The 3,330-nt window shown below is 53.1% G+C and carries 3 protein-coding genes and 1 pseudogene; 3 read left to right on the plus strand and 1 reads right to left on the minus strand.

The features are described 5' to 3' along the window. Together RTY00_RS22310 and RTY00_RS22315 are read left to right on the plus strand one after the other, a co-directional pair. On the plus strand, positions 1–911 hold a 911-nt coding region (locus tag RTY00_RS22310), incomplete at its 5' end, for a methionine aminotransferase (protein ID WP_312666303.1). Positions 912–927: 16 nt separating this feature from the next. Then, complete coding sequence (locus RTY00_RS22315) at positions 928–1,707, plus strand: transporter substrate-binding domain-containing protein (RefSeq protein WP_312666304.1); 780 nt, start codon at positions 928–930, stop codon at positions 1,705–1,707. Positions 1,708–1,780: 73 nt separating this feature from the next. Here RTY00_RS22315 and pepT read toward each other — a convergent pair whose 3' ends face one another. Continuing rightward, positions 1,781–3,007, minus strand: a complete 1,227-nt coding sequence (gene pepT, locus RTY00_RS22320; protein ID WP_312666305.1) for a peptidase T — start codon at positions 3,005–3,007, stop codon at positions 1,781–1,783. A 126-nt stretch (positions 3,008–3,133) separates the two neighbouring features. On the opposite strand from pepT, the pseudogene RTY00_RS22325 reads away from it, so the two are divergent. Then, a pseudogene (locus tag RTY00_RS22325) lies at positions 3,134–3,330 on the plus strand (ABC transporter substrate-binding protein); the annotation flags it as partial.

Below are 3,330 nucleotides of genomic sequence, written 5' to 3' on the forward strand. Positions count from 1 at the left end.
GCCAGCAATATGATGCCGGCAGCGAAGTGCTGATCACCGGCAGCGCCAGCCAGGGTATTTACATGGCGATTTCCGCGCTGGTACATGCGGGCGATGAAGTGATCTTCTTCGAACCGGCTTTTGACAGCTACGCGCCGGTGGTCCGTCTGCAAGGCGCTACGCCGATTGGTCTGAAGTTGCAGGTACCTGATTTCGCTATCAACTGGGACGAACTGCGCGCCACCATTACGCCGCGCACCCGCATGATCATCATCAACACGCCGCACAATCCTAGCGCGCAGGTGCTGTCAGCTGCGGATCTGGATCAGTTAGCCGCGTTGACGCGCAACACCGATATCGTGGTGCTGTCTGACGAAGTCTACGAACATATTTTGTTTGATGGCCGTAAGCACTGCGGCATGGCAACGCATCCGGAACTGGCGCAGCGCAGCGTGGTGGTTTCATCCTTTGGCAAAACCTTCCACGTAACCGGTTGGCGTGTGGGTTATGCGCTGGCACCGGCAACGCTGATGGAAGAGATCGTCAAAGTCCATCAGTTCATGATGTACGCCGCCGATACGCCGATGCAGGTCGGTTTTGCTCACTATCTGCAAAACCCGCAAAACTATCTGCAGCTGTCGCCGTTCTATCAGGAAAAACGCGATCGCCTGTTGGCGTTGATGCAGGATTCGCCATTTAAGCTGCTACCGAGCGCCGGTTCGTTCTTTATGTTGGCCAGCTACGGACATTTCAGTGACGAAAGTGATAGCGAAATGGTAAAACGTCTCATCGTCGATCACGGTGTGGCCACCATTCCGTTGTCGGCGTTTTATATGGACGGCACTGACAATAAATTAATTCGCCTGTCATTCGCAAAAGACGACGCAACACTTCAGGCCGGTGCAGAAGCGCTCTGCCAGGTCAAAGGGTAACTTAGGGGTAAATATAATGAAAAAATTGAACGCACTGTTTGTCGCTCTGGGCATGCTGACCTCGGCGCACGCGCTGGCGCAGGAAACCTTACGCTATGGTCTGGAATCACAATATCCGCCATTTGAGAGCCGCAATGCGCAAGGCGAACTGGAAGGTTTCGATGTCGAACTGGGTAAAGCGATTTGTCAGGTAGGTCACTTCGACTGTAAATGGGTGGAAAGCAGCTTTGATGCGCTGATTCCGGCTCTGCAGGCGAAAAAATTTGATGCCATCAACTCCGCGATGAACATTACCGAAGCGCGTGCGAAAAGCATCGACTTCACTAAACCGATCTACCGCATTCCGACCATGCTTATCGTGAAAGAGGGCGAGAAGTTGCTGCCTACCGCCGAATCGCTGAAAGGCAAAAACATCGGTGTGCTACAGGGTTCGATTCAGGAAACCTATGCCAAGAAACACTGGGAAGCGCAGGGCGTTACAGTGACTTCTTATCAGGATCAGAACCAGGTTTACAACGACATGGTTGCGGGTCGTCTTGACGGCACGCTGGTGATGTCTGCTGCAGGTCAATCAGGTTTCCTCGAAAAACCGCAGGGTAAAGGTTTCGCTTTTGTCGGCAAGCCGGTAGAAGATGACACCATTCTCGGTACCGGTATTGGTTTTGGCCTGCGTAAAGGCGATGCCAAACTGAAACAAGAGCTGGATGCGGCGATCACCAAGGTGCAGAGCGATGGCACCGTCACCAAACTGGCGGCGAAATTCTTCCCTGGAATTGATGTTTCAGCTAGCAAATAAAGTTAAAAAGGTCGCCATGTTTGGCGACCTCAATCCAACCGTAGGGTCGTCATTAATGACGACCTTTTTTCTATTATTTCGCGGCTAAATAACACAGAGCTTCAGCAACCTGATACGACTTCACAAACGAGGGAACCGGCAAAAACTCAAAGCGCGAATGGAAATTGTGCGCGCCGGTGAAGAAGTTTGGCGTCAGTAATCCTTTGGCTGACAGCGCTGCACCGTCGGTGCCGCCGCGCATCGGGATCACTTTCGGCTCCACGCCCACCTGCTGCAGCGCAGCAAAAATCAAATCAATCGCGCGACGATCCTCACCAATCGCATTACTGATATTGCTGTAAGTGTCGTTAATCGTCAGCGCTACATGGCCGGTGGGATAACGCGCGGCAATTTCGTCGGCCACTTCCACCAGTTGCTGTTTCTTCGCATCAAAGCCCTGCAAATCGAAATCACGAATCGAGGCTTTCAACACCGCGCGGCTGGCGTTGGCATTCATATCGTTGAACCAGATATAACCTTCGCGGCCTTCGGTATGTTCGGGGGTTTTTAAGCGATCAAAGCGCGAGATGAAGTCATGAGCCATCAGCAGCGGATTGACCAACACGCCTTTGCCCGACATCGGATGCGCCGGCACGCCGGTAAACACCAGCTCAGCGGCGGCGGCATTGAAGTTTTCATACACCACTTCACCCAATTCGCAGCAGTCGATAGTCCAGGCGAAATCGACGTTAAAGCGCTGCTCCAGATCGAGCGCTTTGGCGCCGCGCAGGCCAATCTCTTCATCGGGCACAAACGCCACCACGATATCACCGTGATCGCCGCGCAGGTTCTCCAGCAGCGTCATCACCACCGTCACGGCGGCTTTGTTGTCGGCGCCCAGCACACTGGTACCGTCGCTGAAGATAATCTCCTGACCGATATAGGGTTTGATTTCCGGATGTTCCGCCACGCGCAGCCAGATGTCCTGTGTGCTGTTAAGACACAGATCTTCGCCGGTGAACGTGAAGGTTTGCGGATGGATATCCGGCGACAGGCCAACATCCACGGTATCGATATGGGTGATAAAACCGATGCGCGGCGCATCAGGGCGATTGCCGGGTTTCACCGCCGTGACCGTAGCGTGCTGGTCAATCACAATATCCTGCAATCCCAGTTCGCCCAGCTCCTTTGCCAGTAACTCCGCCATTGCATGTTGGGACGGCGTACTCGGCAGCGTGGTTGATTTGGCATCGCTTTGGCTGGAAACCGCCAGATAACGGTAGAAACGCTGGGTCAATTGGCTGGCAAGTTGGTCTGTCATCACAATTCCTTATTAGCATTGCGGCGTCTGTAGTACGCGTGCTGGTTAAATCATGTTATTTATTAATCAGATGAACATTAAATAACGAAGCAGACTCATGGAAGTCAATAAAAAGCGAGGATCATGATGAAAAAAATGATGGCAAATCTCACTCTCACGGCAATCGGCTTGGCGGTCGCGGGCGGGGTTTCGGCAAAAACGCTGGTTTACTGTTCTGAAGGATCGCCAGAGAACTTCAACCCGCAGTTGTACACCTCGGGAACTAGCGTCGATGCCAGCGCAGTGCCAATTTTTAACCGCCTGGTAGACTTCACGCCCGGCAC

The sequence above is a fragment of the Pantoea sp. CTOTU49201 genome, assembly GCF_032054795.1.
Taxonomy (GTDB): domain Bacteria; phylum Pseudomonadota; class Gammaproteobacteria; order Enterobacterales; family Enterobacteriaceae; genus Pantoea; species Pantoea symbiotica.